Source organism: Lentzea californiensis, assembly GCF_024648825.1.
In the GTDB taxonomy this organism is placed as follows: Bacteria; Actinomycetota; Actinomycetes; order Mycobacteriales; family Pseudonocardiaceae; genus Lentzea; species Lentzea californiensis.
In genome coordinates, this window is record NZ_JANBBE010000033.1 from 1 (window position 1) to 719 (window position 719).

General features: G+C 57.0%; 1 rRNA gene. It reads left to right on the forward strand.

Annotated features, from left to right (window positions below):
• Positions 1 to 719, forward strand: a 23S ribosomal RNA gene (locus LX88_RS43425); the annotation flags it as partial.

Here is a 719-nt window from a genome sequence, read left to right on the forward strand (position 1 = left end):
GTTCGATTCGGCTTGTGTAGGATAGGTGGGAGACTGTGAAGCGGCCACGCCAGTGGTTGTGGAGTCAACGTTGAAATACCACTCTGGTCGTATTGGATGTCTAACCTCGGTCCGTGATCCGGATCAGGGACAGTGCCTGGTGGGTAGTTTAACTGGGGCGGTTGCCTCCCAAAGAGTAACGGAGGCGCTCAAAGGTTCCCTCAGCCTGGTTGGCAATCAGGTGTTGAGTGCAAGTGCACAAGGGAGCTTGACTGTGAGACTGACGGGTCGAGCAGGGACGAAAGTCGGAACTAGTGATCCGGCCATGGCTTGTGGAAGCGTGGTCGCTCAACGGATAAAAGGTACCCCGGGGATAACAGGCTGATCTTCCCCAAGAGTCCATATCGACGGGATGGTTTGGCACCTCGATGTCGGCTCGTCGCATCCTGGGGCTGGAGTAGGTCCCAAGGGTTGGGCTGTTCGCCCATTAAAGCGGTACGCGAGCTGGGTTTAGAACGTCGTGAGACAGTTCGGTCCCTATCCGCCGCGCGCGTAGGATACTTGAGGAAGGCTGTCCCTAGTACGAGAGGACCGGGACGGACGGACCGCTGGTGTGCCAGTTGTTCTGCCAAGAGCATTGCTGGTTGGCTACGTTCGGAAGGGATAACCGCTGAAGGCATCTAAGCGGGAAGCTCGTTCCAAGATGAGGTATCCCACTCTTCGTGAGTTAAGGCCCCCAG